11 protein-coding genes are annotated in these 13,519 nt (G+C 71.8%); 10 read left to right on the top strand and 1 reads right to left on the bottom strand.

The window, feature by feature from the left end; genetic code table 11:
• Positions 1-9 precede the first annotated feature (9 nt).
• The 7 genes from D7D94_RS05195 to uvrB are packed head-to-tail and all read left to right on the top strand — an operon-like array spanning position 10 to position 7,331.
• Positions 10-1,281, top strand: a complete 1,272-nt coding sequence (locus D7D94_RS05195) for an ammonium transporter (protein WP_156241617.1) — start codon at positions 10-12, stop codon at positions 1,279-1,281.
• Positions 1,282-1,303: 22 nt separating this feature from the next.
• A complete protein-coding gene (locus D7D94_RS05190; protein WP_156241616.1) occupies positions 1,304-1,645 on the top strand; it encodes a P-II family nitrogen regulator in 342 nt (113 codons plus the stop codon).
• Positions 1,646-1,654: 9 nt separating this feature from the next.
• On the top strand, positions 1,655-2,245 hold the full coding sequence (locus tag D7D94_RS05185) for a HutD/Ves family protein (protein WP_156241615.1): 591 nt from the start codon (positions 1,655-1,657) through the stop codon (positions 2,243-2,245).
• A gap of 9 nt (positions 2,246-2,254) precedes the next feature.
• Positions 2,255-2,857 carry a dephospho-CoA kinase gene (gene coaE, locus D7D94_RS05180; protein ID WP_156241614.1) on the top strand — a complete coding sequence of 201 codons (603 nt, stop codon included), beginning with the start codon at positions 2,255-2,257 and terminating at the stop codon, positions 2,855-2,857.
• Positions 2,830-3,609, top strand: coding sequence for a LamB/YcsF family protein (locus tag D7D94_RS05175; protein WP_156241613.1), 780 nt, complete (start codon positions 2,830-2,832; stop codon positions 3,607-3,609). Before coaE ends, D7D94_RS05175 begins: the two co-directional genes overlap by 28 nt.
• Positions 3,606-5,234 (top strand): 5-oxoprolinase subunit B/C family protein, encoded by a 1,629-nt coding sequence (locus tag D7D94_RS05170; protein WP_156241612.1) that lies wholly within the window; start codon positions 3,606-3,608, stop codon positions 5,232-5,234. Before D7D94_RS05175 ends, D7D94_RS05170 begins: the two co-directional genes overlap by 4 nt.
• A gap of 9 nt (positions 5,235-5,243) precedes the next feature.
• Entirely contained in the window at positions 5,244-7,331 is a 2,088-nt protein-coding gene (gene uvrB / locus D7D94_RS05165) for an excinuclease ABC subunit UvrB (RefSeq protein WP_156241611.1), read from the top strand.
• 45 nt (positions 7,332-7,376) lie between these two features.
• Here uvrB and D7D94_RS05160 read toward each other — a convergent pair whose 3' ends face one another.
• Positions 7,377-7,595 carry a hypothetical protein gene (locus D7D94_RS05160; protein WP_156241610.1) on the bottom strand — a complete coding sequence of 73 codons (219 nt, stop codon included), beginning with the start codon at positions 7,593-7,595 and terminating at the stop codon, positions 7,377-7,379.
• A 154-nt stretch (positions 7,596-7,749) separates the two neighbouring features.
• Here D7D94_RS05160 and uvrA point away from each other — a divergent pair, with 154 nt between their 5' ends.
• Genes uvrA through rapZ form a run of 3 tightly spaced genes read left to right on the top strand, consistent with a single transcriptional unit; the run spans position 7,750 to position 13,472 of the window.
• Entirely contained in the window at positions 7,750-10,638 is a 2,889-nt protein-coding gene (uvrA, locus tag D7D94_RS05155) for an excinuclease ABC subunit UvrA (protein WP_156241609.1), read from the top strand.
• Between the two features lies 1 nt (position 10,639).
• Positions 10,640-12,592, top strand: coding sequence for an excinuclease ABC subunit UvrC (gene uvrC, locus D7D94_RS05150; protein WP_156241608.1), 1,953 nt, complete (start codon positions 10,640-10,642; stop codon positions 12,590-12,592).
• Positions 12,593-12,602: 10 nt separating this feature from the next.
• A complete protein-coding gene (gene rapZ, locus D7D94_RS05145) occupies positions 12,603-13,472 on the top strand; it encodes an RNase adapter RapZ (RefSeq protein WP_156241607.1) in 870 nt (289 codons plus the stop codon).
• Positions 13,473-13,519: the final 47 nt, after the last annotated feature.

Raw genomic sequence — 13,519 nt, 5'->3', positions numbered from 1 at the left:
GAGATCGAGATGGATATCACCTCGCAGGTGAACACGGCGTGGATGCTCACGGCCACGGTCGCCGTCACCCTCATGCTGCCGGGACTCGCGCTGTACTACGGCGGTCTGTCCCGCACGAAGAACATCCTCAACACGATGATGATCGTGTTCGGCGGCTTCGCCGTCACCGCGGTGCTCTGGGTGCTCGTCGGATACGGGCTCACGCTCGGCGACTCCGTCGGCGGCGCCGGCCTCATCGGCGACCCGGCCGGTCTGCTCGGCATCCAGTCGCTCCTCGGAGCGGAGACGCCGGAGGGCGCGGTGCCCGCGATCCTCATCGCGGTGTTCCAGCTGATCTTCGCGGGCCTCACCGTGGGCATCATCGGCGGGGCCGTGGAGGGGCGGATGAAGTTCTCGGCGTGGCTCGTCTTCAGCGGACTCTGGGCGCTGCTCGTCTACTTCCCCGTCGCGCACTGGGTGTTCGCGTTCGACGCGGCCGACGGCTCGACCCAGGGCGGCTGGATCGCCAACGGCATGCACGCCATCGACTTCGCGGGCGGCACCGCCGTGCACATGAACGCGGGCGTGGCGGCGCTCGTGCTCGCGCTGTTCCTCGGGCGGCGTCGCGGGTTCCCCCACGTCGGGCGTCCCGGCAGCCTCCCCATCGCGATCGTGGGCGGCGGGCTGCTGCTCGTCGGCTGGTACGGCTTCAACGGCGGCTCGTCGGGCGGCATCAACGACAGCGCCGGCGTGGCGGTGACGAACACGCTCGTCGCCGCATGCGCGGGTCTGCTCGGCTGGCTCGTCGTCGAGCGCATCGTGCGCAAGGCGGCGACCTCGCTGGGGGCCGTCTCGGGCATGCTCGGCGGGCTCGTCGGCATCACGCCGGCCGCAAACTCGGTCTCGCCCATGGGCGCGCTCGTCATCGGCGCGCTCGCCGGGGTCGTGGCCTTCTTCGCGCTCGGGCTGAAGGAGCGGCTGGGATACGACGACGCGCTCGACGCCGTGGCCATCCACCTGCTCCCCGGCATCTTCGGAACGCTCGCGATCGGCTTCCTCGCCGACCCCTCGTCGCCCGCCGGCGCGCGGGGCATCCTCTTCGGCGGCAGCTGGGGCCTGCTGGGGACGCAATTCGTTGCGACCGTCTCGGTCTTCGCGTACACCTTCATCGTGACCGCGCTCATCGCGTGGCTGCTGAAGATCACGATGGGCCTGCGCGTCGACGACGGCACCGAGACGGCGGGGCTCGACACGAGCCTCCACGCCGAGACCGCCTACCACCTGGACGACGTCCGCTCCTGAGCGCGACGGAGAGGAAGACGACATGAAGCTCATCACCGCCGTGCTGCAGACCAGCGCGCTGGGACCGGTCAAGTCCGCGCTCGCGGAGGTCGGCGTCGCCGGCATGACCATCTACGACGCCAAGGGGCACGGCACGCAGACCGGCAAGGTCGAGGTCTATCGCTCGCAGCGCGTGAAGGTCGACTTCCTGCCGAAGATCAGCCTCGAGATCGTCGTGACCGACGAGAAGCTCGACGCCGCGCTGACCGCGATCCAGGAGGCCGCGCGCACGGGGGCGATCGGCGACGGCAAGATCTGGGTCACCGACGTGCTGCAGGTCATCCGCGTGCGCACGGGCGAGACCGGACCGACGGCCGTCGAGTAGGAGCACGGCATGGCACACCAGCACCGGGCGGAGCCGATCATCGTCCGCCTGTCCGACGTCGCGCCGGAACCCTGGGCGAACGGCCTCGGGATCACCCGCGTGCTGGTGCGCCGCCCCGCCTGGCGCCTGAGCGTCGCCGACATCGCCGGGCGGGCGCCGTTCTCGGCCCTTCCCGGACTCGATCGCGTGCTCATCCCCCTGAGCGAGGAGGGCCTCGTCCTCGACATCGAGGGCGAGGTGCACCGCGTGGCGCGGCACGCCGCCATCTCCTTCCGCGGCGAGGACCGGGTCGTCGCGGAAGCGGAGGGTCGGGACGCACGCGTGCTCAACGTCATGGTGCGACGCTCGGCGGCGCGCATCGAGACGGAGGTCGGAGCGATGCCTCCTCTCGAGGGCGCGGCGGCGGTCGCCGTGCTGTCCGGAGCGGCGGCTCTCGCCTCGCAACCGGTCTCCGCGCCGGCGGTGATCCTCCCCGACGGGGGCGCCGCCGCGTGCCGGCCGCTCTCCCCGGCGACGATCCTCGCGGCCATCCGCATCAGCCCGCGCACGGACGGGACGGCGCCCAGCAGCCGCGCCGCCGCCATCCGTCCGCCCTTCTAGACTGACCGCATGCCACTCGTCGCACTCACCGGGGGGATCGCCTCGGGCAAGTCGACCATCGCCCGTCGGCTCGCGGAGCACGGCGCCGTCGTCGTCGACGCCGATGCGCTCGTCCGCGAGCTGCAGGCCCCCGGTCAGCCCGTGCTCGCGGCCATCGCGGCCGAGTTCGGGCCCGAGGTGCTGACCGTCGACGGCGCGCTCGACCGCGCGGCCCTCGGAGCGGTGGTCTTCGGCGACCGCGAGCGCCTCGCCCGGCTCAACGCGATCGTGCACCCGGCGGTGAAGGAGGAGTCGCAGCGCCGGTTCCGCGCCGCGCTCGACGCCGACCCGCGCACGGTCGTCGTGTACGACGTGCCCCTTCTCGCCGAGGCGCGCGGCGCGGGGGAGTGGGACCGCGTCGTCGTCGCTCACGCGCCCGCGGACATCCGCCGCCGTCGGCTCGTGGAGCAGCGCGGCATGACGGAGGCCGACGCCGCCGCGCGCATCGCGAACCAGGCGGGGGACGACGAGCGCCTCGCACTCGCCGACGTCGTCATCGACACCTCCGGCACCCTCGGCGAGACGCGCGCGCAGACCGACGAGCTGTGGCGGTCGCTCACCGCGGGGCCGTGATCGACCTCAACTCCGACCTCGGCGAGAACGCGCCGGGTCGGGTCGTGAGCGACGACGAGGCGATGCTCGACGTCGTCACCAGCGCGAACGTCTCGTGCGGAGCGCACGCCGGCACCGCGGACGGCATCCGCTCGACGCTCGCGGCCGCCGCGCGCCGCGGCGTCGTGGTGGGCGCGCACCCGGGCTATCGCGACCTCGAGGGGTTCGGCCGCCGCTCCCTCGACGTGGACGCGGCCGCGCTGCAGGCCGATCTCGAGGGGCAGCTCGCCGACCTGGTGCCGATGGCCGGCGCCGCGGGGACGAGGGTCCGCTACGTCAAGCCGCACGGCGCGCTCTACAACGACGCCGTCGCGGACGCGAGCCGCGCGCGGACCGTCGTGGCGGCCGTCCGCGCGGTGGACCCCACGCTGCCCGTCCTCGGACTGCCCGGCAGCGCGCTGCTGGACGCCGCCCAGCGTGCGGGGCTCGGCACCGCGACCGAGGCGTTCGCCGATCGGGGCTACCTCGCCTCGGGCGCGCTGGTGCCGCGCGGCCAGCCCGGCGCCGTGCTGCACGGCGTCGACGAGGTGGCGCGGCGGATGGCCCGGCTCGTCCGCGACGGGCAGGTAGCGGCCGTCGATGGGACGGCGCTGCGGCTGCGGGCGGACTCGATCTGCGTGCACGGCGACAGCCCGGGCGCCGTGGCGATGGCGGTCGCCGTCCGACGCGCGCTCGAAGCCGAGGGCATCCCGCTCGCGCCCTTCGCCCCATGAGACGCGTGCTGCCCGCGGGGGACCGCGCGCTTCTCGTCGAGGTGGCCGACCTCGCCGCGGCCGAGCGGCTGCACGCCGCGCTCGCCGCAGCCGAGCTGCCGGGCGTCGAGGAGCTGGTGCCCGCCGCGCGCACGGTGCTCGTGCGGTGCGACCCGCGGCGCGTCGCGGAGGTGGCCACGGCCATCCGCTCGCTGCCCCTCGCCGCATCGGCGCCCGTCGTCGGGCGCGAGGTGGAGATCGCGGTCGCGTACGACGGCGAGGACCTCCCGGAGGTCGCCGCGTACCTGGGAGTGAGCGCAGCGGAGCTGGTGCGGCGGCACACGGGCGCGCGCTGGCGGGTCGCCTTCACGGGGTTCGCGCCGGGGTTCGGCTACCTCGTGTGCGACGATCCGCTGTTCGACGTGCCGCGTCGGTCCGCGCCGCGCACACGGGTGCCGCGCGGGGCGGTCGCGCTCGCGGGCCCGTACTCGGGCGTGTACCCGCGGGAGAGTCCGGGCGGCTGGCAGCTCGTGGGGCGGACCCACGCGGAGCTGTGGGACGCCGACCGCGAGCCGCCCGCGCTCCTCGCGCCCGGCACGGTCGTGCGGTTCGCGGCCGCGGGCTTCACGGTCGCGGGGGCGCCGCCGCGGGCCGGCGCGTCCTCCCGGCCCGCGGTCGCGACCGGTGCCGTCGATCTGCCGGGGGACCGCAGCACGGCGCCCGCGATCGAGGTCGTCGACCCGGGGCTGCAGCTGCTCGTGCAGGACCTCGGCCGCGTCGGTCGCGCGAGCCTCGGGGTCGCGGAGTCGGGAGCGGCGGACCGGCGCGCGCACCGCGCCGCACAGCGCGCGGTGGGGAATCCGCCCGAGGCCGCGGCGCTCGAGCTGCTGGCCGGCGGCGCGACGCTGCGCTTCCGCGGCGCCGGAGTCGTCGCACGGGCGGGCGCAGACCTGGGAGCGACCCTGGTGCACCGGGATGGCACGACGGAGGCGGTGCCGTGCGAGACCCCGGTCGCCGTGCACGACGGCGACGAGCTCGTGGCGGGATGGGCCGGGCGCGGGCTGCGCAGCGTGATCGCGGTCCGAGGTGCGATCGCCCTCGCCCCCGAGCTCGCCAGCCTCGCGACCGACACGCTCGCGGGGCTCGGGTCGCGTGAGCGAGGCGCCGCGCCGCTCCGGGCGGGCGACGTCGTGCCGCTGCGCGGGCCGGCGGCCGTCCGTGCCGCCGTGGCGCGGCCATCCCTCGCGCCGCCGCCGCGCCTGCCCGCTGCCGGGGAGACGGTCGTGCTGCGGGTGGTCCTGGGGCCGCGCGACGACTGGTTCACGGGGGATGGCGTGCGGCGCTTCCTCGAGGACGAGTGGACGGTCACGCCGCGGTCGGATCGCGTCGGCATCCGCCTCGAGGGGGCCCGCGCCCTCGAGCGCGCGGTGACGGCGGAGCTGCCGAGCGAGGGGATGGCCGCGGGCGCCGTGCAGGTGCCGCCCCACGGCCATCCGGTCGTGCTGCTGCGGGACCGTCCCGTAACCGGCGGATACCCCGTGATCGCGTGCGTGGTGACGGACGACCTGGACCTCGCCGCGCAGACGCCGCCCGGTGCGCGCATCCGCTTCCGCCCGACCGCCCTCGATGTCGGAGGCCCCTTCTAGGCTGGAAGCATGCAGACCACACGCAGCGTCCGGCCCTTCGAGGTGGTGAGCGAGTACCTGCCGAGCGGCGACCAGCCGAAGGCGATCGCCGAGCTCGCCGCGCGCATCAACGCGGGTGAGACCGATGTCGTGCTGCTGGGAGCGACCGGCACCGGCAAGTCCGCGACGACCGCCTGGCTCATCGAGCAGGTGCAGCGGCCGACCCTCGTGCTCGCGCACAACAAGACGCTCGCCGCGCAGCTCGCGAACGAGTTCCGCGACCTCATGCCGAACAACGCCGTCGAGTACTTCGTCTCGTACTACGACTACTACCAGCCCGAGGCGTACGTGCCGCAGACGGACACCTTCATCGAGAAGGACTCGTCGATCAACTCGGAGGTCGAGCGACTGCGGCACTCGACGACGAACACGCTGCTCAGCCGCCGCGATGCGGTCGTCGTCAGCACCGTCTCCTGCATCTACGGCCTCGGCTCGCCCGAGGAGTACCTGCGCGCGCTCATCGCGCTGCAGGTGGGGGAGCGGTACGACCGCGATGCGATCATCCGGCAGTTCGTCTCGATGCAGTACAACCGCAACGACGTCGACTTCTCGCGCGGCAACTTCCGCGTCCGCGGCGACACGATCGAGATCATCCCGGTCTACGAGGAGTTCGCGATCCGCATCGAGCTGTTCGGCGACGAGATCGAGGCGCTCTACAAGCTCCACCCGCTCACCGGCGACGTCATCGAGCGGATGGACGCGGTCGCCATCTTCCCCGCGACCCACTACGCGGCCGGCACCGACACCATCCAGCGCGCGATCAAGACGATCGAGGTGGAGCTGGCGGAGCGGCTGCAGGAGTTCGAGAAGCAGGGAAAGCTGCTCGAGGCGCAGCGGCTGAAGATGCGCACGACGTTCGACCTCGAGATGCTCGAGCAGCTGGGCTTCTGCTCCGGCATCGAGAACTACTCGCGGCACCTCGACCAGCGCGCGCCCGGGCAGCCGCCGCACACGCTGCTCGACTTCTTCCCCGACGACTTCCTGCTCGTCATCGACGAGTCGCACGTCACCGTGCCGCAGATCGGGGCCATGTACGAGGGCGACGCGTCGCGCAAGCGCACGCTCGTGGAGCACGGCTTCCGCCTGCCGAGCGCCATGGACAACCGGCCGCTGCGCTGGGACGAGTTCAAGGAGCGCATCGGCCAGACCGTGTACCTGTCGGCGACGCCCGGCAAGTACGAGATGGGGATCGCCGACGGCGTGGTGGAGCAGATCATTCGCCCCACCGGGCTCGTGGACCCCGAGATCGTCGTGAAGCCGTCCAAGGGGCAGATCGACGACCTGCTCGAGGAGATCCGCCTGCGCGTCGAGCGCGACGAGCGCGTGCTCGTCACGACGCTCACGAAGAAGATGTCGGAGGAGCTCACCGACTTCCTCGGCGAGCACGGGGTGCGGGTGCGCTATCTGCACTCGGACGTCGACACGCTGCGCCGTGTGGAGCTGCTCACCGAGCTGCGGCAGGGCGTGTACGACGTGCTCGTGGGCATCAACCTCCTCCGTGAGGGACTCGACCTCCCCGAGGTGTCGCTCGTGGCTATCCTCGACGCCGACAAGGAGGGGTTCTTGCGCTCGGGGACCTCGCTCATCCAGACCATCGGCCGCGCCGCGCGCAACGTCTCGGGCCAGGTGCACATGTACGCCGACACGATGACCGACTCCATGCGCAAGGCGATCGACGAGACCGAGCGTCGCCGCGAGATCCAGATCGCATACAACCTCGAGCACGGCATCGACCCGCAGCCGCTGCGCAAGAAGATCGCCGACATCACCGACGCGATCACGCGCGAGGAGGCCGACACCGCCGATCTGCTGTCCAAGCGGGACTCCGCGCGCACGAAGTCGGGCAAGGGCAAGGGCAAGACGCCGACTCCGGTGCGCCGGCGCGAGGGCATCGCCGCGGAGGGTGCGAATCAGCTGGAGGAGACGATCGCCGAACTCACGCAGCAGATGCTGGCGGCGGCGGAGGAGCTCAAGTTCGAGCTCGCCGGACGCCTGCGCGACGAGGTGCAGGACCTCAAGCGCGCGCTGCGGCAGATGGAGAAGGCCGGACACGCCTGAGCGAGCGGTCCGTGCCGGGCTCGCTCGGCACGGACCAGGAGGCGCTCACTCCTCCGGGCAGCGCAGCTCGCCGTCGCGCTCGACGTGGTCGATGCGCGGGTGGCCGCAGTGGACGCACGGCGAGCCAGGGCCGTCGCCCAGCTGCGCGGGGCCGGCCATCCGGATGAGCATGTCGTTCGCCCATTCGTAGACGCCGCCGGCGGCGCGGATCCGCTCCCGGAGATGCGGGTGCGCGTGTCGGACTCCGCTCTCCATGATGATCATCTCCTCTCGTCCTCAGTATGCGCCGGGGTATGAGCCGGGCCAAGGGGTCTCCGAGCGGTCCGCGGCGGTGCGCTCTCGGGCCGCGTCTTCGAGTCCGCTGAGCGAAGCGTCGAACAAAGGTCCGCGTGTCCGTGGCGGTCCTTAGGATTGTGAGGTGCCCATCATCCCCGTCGCCTCGCCCGGAAAGATCAGTGTCCGCGGTGCCCGCGTGCACAATCTCAAGAACGTCGACCTCGACATCCCGCGCGACTCCCTCGTCGTGTTCACGGGCCTCTCGGGCTCCGGAAAGTCGAGCCTCGCGTTCGACACCATCTTCGCCGAGGGGCAGCGCCGCTACGTCGAGTCGCTGAGCGCCTACGCGCGCCAGTTCCTCGGGCAGGTCGACCGCCCCGACGTCGACCTCATCGAGGGACTGAGCCCCGCCGTCTCCATCGACCAGAAGTCGACCAACCGCAACCCGCGCTCGACCGTCGGCACGATCACCGAGATCTACGACTATCTCCGCCTCCTCTGGGCGCGCATCGGCGTGCCGCACTGCCCGCAGTGCGGCGAGCGGATCCAGCGCCAGACCGTGCAGCAGATCGCCGACCAGCTGATGACCCTCGAGGAGGGCACGCGCTACCAGGTCGTCGCCCCGGTCGTGACGCAGAAGAAGGGCGAGTTCGTCGACCTCTTCAAGGAGCTCGCGGCCAAGGGCTACGCGCGCGCGGTGGTGGACGGCGAGCTCGTGCAGCTCGCCGAGCCGCCCGTCCTCAAGAAGTCGTACAAGCACGACATCGCCGTCGTCGTCGACCGACTCGTCGCCCGCGGCGACATCCTCGGCCGCGTGACCGACTCGGTGGAGACCGCGCTCGGGCTCGCCGGCGGCGTGCTGCAGGTGAACTTCGTCGACGAGGAGGGCGACGACGCCTGGCAGTCCTTCTCGGAGCGCCTCGCGTGCCCCAACGGTCACCCCCTGCAGCTGACCGAGATCGAGCCGCGCACCTTCTCCTTCAACGCGCCCTTCGGCGCCTGCCCGGCGTGCTCCGGCCTCGGCACCCGCATGTCGGTCGACGTCGAGCTCATGCTCGGCGACGAGGAGCTGTCCATCCGCGAGGGCGTCATCGTCCCGTGGACGACGCAGGGCAAGGGCCTCTTCCAGTACTACGAGCGGCTGCTCGAGGGGCTGTCCGACGAGATGAACTTCTCGCTCGACACCCCCTGGCGCGCCCTCGCGCAGGACGTGAAGGACGCCGTCCTCCTCGGCCAGGACTACAAGGTCAACGTGCGGTTCAAGAACCGCTGGGGCCGCGAGGTGCGGTACGCGAGCGGGTTCGAGGGCGTCGTGCCCTACATCGAGCGCCAGTACGCGCAGGCGGAGACCGACACCACGCGGTCGCGCTGGGCGGAGTACCTCCGCGAGGTGCCGTGCCCCGTCTGCAACGGCGCGCGTCTGAAGCCGGAGGTGCTCGCCGTGAAGGTGGACGGGCGCTCGATCGCCGAGACCGCCGACCTCAGCCTCGAGGACACGCTCGCGATGATGAACGACGTCGTGCTCACCGACCGCGAGAAGCAGATCGCCGCGCAGATCCTCCGCGAGATCCGCGTGCGCCTGGAGTTCCTCATCCAGGTCGGCCTGAACTACCTCACGCTCAGCCGCGCCGCCGGCTCGCTCTCGGGCGGCGAGGCGCAGCGCATCCGCCTCGCCACGCAGATCGGCACCGGACTCACCGGCGTGCTCTACGTGCTCGACGAGCCGTCGATCGGCCTGCATCAGCGCGACAACCGCCGGCTCATCGACACGCTCGTCACGCTGCGCGACCTCGGCAACACCCTCGTCGTCGTCGAGCACGACGAGGAGACGATCGAGGCGTCGGACTGGGTCGTCGACATCGGACCCCGCGCGGGCATCGAGGGCGGCGAGGTCATCCACTCCGGCCCCTTCACCGCCCTCGTGCAGGACGAGCGCTCGCTCACGGGCGACTACCTCTCGGGGCGCCGCGCGATCGAGACGCCGAAGAAGCGCCGGAAGATCGACCGCAAGCGCATGCTGACGGTCGTCGGCGCCCGCGCCAACAACCTCCGCAACGTCTCCGCCGACTTCCCCCTCGGGGTGCTGACGGCGGTCACCGGCGTGAGCGGCTCGGGCAAGTCCACCCTCGTGAACGACATCCTCTACGAGGTGCTCGCGCAGCGTCTGAACGGCGCCCGCACCGTGCCGGGCAAGCACACGCGGGTGACGGGCCTCGAGCACCTCGACAAGGTCGTGCACGTCGACCAGGCGCCGATCGGCCGCACGCCGCGGTCGAACCCGGCGACCTACACCGGTGTCTTCGACCGCATCCGCAACCTCTTCGCCGACACCCCCGAGGCGAAGGTGCGCGGCTACAAGGCGGGGCGGTTCAGCTTCAACGTCAAGGGCGGCCGCTGCGAGGCGTGCTCCGGCGACGGCACGCTCAAGATCGAGATGAACTTCCTCCCCGACGTGTACGTCGACTGCGAGGTGTGCCACGGCAAGCGCTACAACCGCGACACCCTGCAGGTGCACTACAAGGGCAAGAACATCGCCGAGGTCCTCGAGATGTCGATCGCGGAAGCCGAGCAGTTCTTCGAGCCGATCCAGGCCATCCACCGCTACATGAAGACGCTCGTCGACGTCGGCCTCGGCTATGTGCGCCTGGGGCAGGCCGCCACGACCCTGTCGGGCGGCGAGGCGCAGCGCGTGAAGCTCGCCACCGAGCTCCAGCGGCGCAGCAACGGCCGCTCGATCTACGTGCTCGACGAGCCGACCACGGGTCTGCACTTCGAGGACGTCCGGAAGCTCCTCCAGGTGCTGAACGGGCTCGTCGACAAGGGCAACAGCGTGCTCGTCATCGAGCACAACCTCGACGTCATCAAGTCGGCGGACTGGATCGTCGACCTGGGTCCCGAGGGCGGCTCCGGCGGCGGCACGATCGTCGCCACGGGCACGCCTGAGCAGGTGGCGAAGAACGAGGCCAGCCACACCGGCGCGTTTCTCGCCGAGGTGCTCGGGATGGCCGAACGGCAGCGCAAGGCGGGCTGACGTGGCCGATCAGCTGCCCTACAAGCCGAAGCCGGGGGAGATCCCGACGAATCCGGGCGTGTACCGCTTCCGCGACGCGAACGGGCGCGTGCTCTACGTCGGCAAGGCGAAGAACCTGCGTCAGCGGCTGTCGAACTACTTCGCGCCCCTGCACACGCTGCACGAGCGCACGCGGCGGATGGTCACCACGGCGGCCTCCGTGGAGTGGACGGTCGTGCCGACCGACGTCGACTCGCTGCAGCTCGAGTACCAGTGGATCAAGGAGTTCGATCCGCCGTTCAACGTCAAGTACCGCGACGACAAGTCGTACCCCTTCCTCGCCGTCACGCTCGGCGACGAGGCGCCGCGGGTGATGGTCACGCGCAACCACCGGATCCCCGGCGCGAAGTACTTCGGGCCGTACCCGAAGATCTGGGCGGTGCGCGACACGATCGACCTCATGATCAAGGTGTTCCCCATCCGCACCTGCAGCGACGCGTCGTACAAGCGCGCCATGCAGACGGGGCGGCCCTGCTTCCCCGGCCAGATCGGCAAGTGCGGCGGGCCCTGCTCGCACCGCGTGACGATCGCCGAGCACCGCGCCATGGTCGACGACTTCGTGGCGTTCATGAACGGCGGCGACGAGCGCTTCACCCGCGAGCTCACCGCGCGGATGAAGGCGGCCGCGGCGGCCATGGACTACGAGCAGGCCGCGATCTACCGCGACAAGCTCGCCTCGATCGACGCCGTCCTCAACAAGAGCGCGATGGTCCTGCCCGACGACGCGGACGCGGACCTCTTCGGCATCGCCGAGGACGAGCTCTCCGCCGCCGTGCACCACTTCGTCATCCGCGGCGGCCGCGTGCGCGGAGTGCACTCCACCACGATCGACAAGGAGCTCGACATCTCGGGCCCCGAGCTCGTGGATCAGATCCTGCAGCGCGTCTACGGCGACGCCGCGCCGGCGGATGTCCCGCGCCGGGTGCTCGTGCCGACGCTGCCGCCCGACGCCGAGGAGATCGAGCAGTGGCTCGCGAGCCGGCGCGGGAAGCGCGTCGAGGTCGCCGTCGCGCAGCGCGGGCAGCGCGCCGAGCTGATGCGGAACGCGACGCTGAACGCCACGCAGGCGCTCATGCGGCACAAGACCCGGCGAACGAGCGACTACGCCGCGCGCTCCCAGGCGCTCGCCGATCTGCAGGAGGCGCTCGGGATGGACGAGGCGCCGCTGCGGATCGAGTGCTACGACATCTCGCACCTGCAGGGCACCAACGTCGTGGCCTCCATGGTCGTGTTCGAGGACGGGCTGCCGCGCAAGGACCAGTACCGCTCGTTCTCCATCGCGGAGACGACCGACGACACCGACTCGATGCACCAGGTGCTCACACGTCGGCTCGCGCATCTCGACCGGCCGGAGGAGGCGGCGCCGGACGCCGCCGAGCTCGCCACGAGCGATGCCGACGACGTCGTGACGGCGCCCAGCAAACGGCGGCGCTTCGCGTACCCGCCCCAGCTGCTCGTCGTCGACGGCGGGCAGCCGCAGGTCGCCGCGGCGGCCCGCGCGCTGCGGGAGTCCGGGCACGAGGAGATCGCCCTGTGCGGCATCGCGAAGCGCCTGGAGGAGCTGTGGCTCCCCGGCGAGGACTACCCGGTCATCCTGCCGCGCACCTCGGAGGCGCTGTACCTCGTGCAGCGCCTGCGCGACGAGGCGCACCGCTTCGCGATCACGCATCAGCGCAAGCGGCGCCGCCGCGACATCCAGTCCGTCCTCAGCGAGATCCCCGGGCTCGGCGAGTCGCGCATCCGCGCCCTGCTGCGGCACTTCGGCTCGGTGAGCGCGCTGCGGGCGGGCACCGTCGAGCAGATCGAGGAGCTGCCGGGGATCGGCCCCAAGCTCGCCGCGACGATCTACGAGCACCTGCATCGAGATGACGCCCGCGAGCCCGCGGTCGACGCGCCGGTCGCGGATGGTCGGTAGGCTGGCCGCGATGAACGAGGCAGCGGGCGAGGTCCTGATCGTGACCGGCATGAGCGGCGCGGGTCGCTCGACGGTCGCCAACGCGCTCGAGGACCTCGACTGGTACGTCGTCGACAACCTGCCGCCGCAGATGATGCGGCCGCTCCTCGACCTCTCGGCCCGCCTGGGCGACGAGCTGCCCCGCGTGGCGGCCGTCGTCGACGTGCGCGGCCGCGACCTCTTCGCGGACTTCCCGGCCACGACGCAGGCGCTGCGCGAGCGGAACAACCTCCGGGTGATCTTCCTCGACGCCTCGGACGACGTCCTGGTCCGCCGCTTCGAGGCCGTGCGCCGACCGCATCCGCTGCAGGGCGACGGCACCCTCCTCGACGGCATCCGACGCGAGCGGGAGATCCTCGCGCCGGTGCGCACGAACGCCGACATCATCATCGACACCTCGACGTACAACATCCACCAGCTCGCCACGCACGTGACCGACCTCGTGCGCGAGGAGGGCGCCCCACGGCACCGGGTCACGGTGATGAGCTTCGGGTTCAAGTACGGGCTCCCGCCCGACGCCGACCTCGTCGCCGACATGCGCTTCCTCCCGAACCCGTTCTGGAACGACGACCTGCGCGATCTCAACGGGCAGGATGGCCCCGTGAGCGACTACGTGATGGAGCGGGAGGGCGCGCGGGAGTTCCTCGACGCGTACGCCGAGGCGCTCCGGCCGGTGCTCGAGGGCTACCAGCGCGAGAACAAGAACCACTCCACCGTGGCCGTCGGGTGCACGGGCGGCAAGCACCGCTCGGTCGCCATGGCGCTGGCCCTGGCGGAGCGGCTGAAGGACGTCCCCGGCGTCGCCGTGCGCGTGCGCCATCGCGATCTCGGGCGGGAGTAGCTCCACCACGGCGAGGTCATAACGCCACCGGCTGGGAGTTCCCACCC

This window comes from Microbacterium oryzae, assembly GCF_009735645.1.
In the GTDB taxonomy this organism is placed as follows: Bacteria; Actinomycetota; Actinomycetes; order Actinomycetales; family Microbacteriaceae; genus Microbacterium; species Microbacterium oryzae.
The sequence above is the reverse complement of the archived record's forward strand: the minus strand, read 5'-3'. Positions and strand labels throughout refer to the sequence as shown.

What these genes read in the sequence shown, in the direction of transcription:
- D7D94_RS05195 (WP_156241617.1), top strand. Translation starts at nt 10, where the DNA reads ATGGATATCACCTCGCAGGTGAACACGGCGTGGATGCTCACGGCCACG.
- uvrB (WP_156241611.1), top strand. Translation starts at nt 5,244, where the DNA reads ATGCAGACCACACGCAGCGTCCGGCCCTTCGAGGTGGTGAGCGAGTAC.
- D7D94_RS05170 (WP_156241612.1), top strand. Translation starts at nt 3,606, where the DNA reads ATGAGACGCGTGCTGCCCGCGGGGGACCGCGCGCTTCTCGTCGAGGTG.
- D7D94_RS05185 (WP_156241615.1), top strand. Translation starts at nt 1,655, where the DNA reads ATGGCACACCAGCACCGGGCGGAGCCGATCATCGTCCGCCTGTCCGAC.
- D7D94_RS05190 (WP_156241616.1), top strand. Translation starts at nt 1,304, where the DNA reads ATGAAGCTCATCACCGCCGTGCTGCAGACCAGCGCGCTGGGACCGGTC.
- D7D94_RS05160 (WP_156241610.1), bottom strand. Translation starts at nt 7,595, where the DNA reads ATGATCATCATGGAGAGCGGAGTCCGACACGCGCACCCGCATCTCCGG.
- rapZ (WP_156241607.1), top strand. Translation starts at nt 12,603, where the DNA reads ATGAACGAGGCAGCGGGCGAGGTCCTGATCGTGACCGGCATGAGCGGC.
- coaE (WP_156241614.1), top strand. Translation starts at nt 2,255, where the DNA reads ATGCCACTCGTCGCACTCACCGGGGGGATCGCCTCGGGCAAGTCGACC.